This window comes from Mycolicibacterium sp. XJ1819, assembly GCF_053483675.1.
Map to the genome: position 1 here is coordinate 1 of NZ_JBEFST010000068.1, position 270 is coordinate 270.

Sequence of the window (270 nt, forward strand, 5' to 3'; positions counted from 1 at the left end):
ATTCATTCCGTAGGAGGTCCTCGTGTCTCACGCTAACGCCCGCACCAATGTTTTCGCTCGACGTCTGATTGTGGAACGTGTCGCCGCTGGGTGGGCGCCCGCTCATGTCGCTGAACAGCTGGGCATTTCGCGGGCCACGGTCTACAAATGGCTGCGCCGATACGACGAAGGCGGGCTGGAGGCGTTGCAGGATCGCTCGTCGCGGCCACACCGGATGCCGGCGCGCACCTGCCACAAGGTCGAACAGAAAGTGCTCAGGGCTCGGCAGCG

1 protein-coding gene is annotated in these 270 nt (G+C 63.7%); it reads left to right on the plus strand.

The window, feature by feature from the left end:
- Nucleotides 1-22: 22 nt before the first annotated feature.
- On the plus strand, nt 23-270 hold a 248-nt coding region (locus ABQE89_RS26335), incomplete at its 3' end, for a helix-turn-helix domain-containing protein (RefSeq protein ID WP_448422189.1).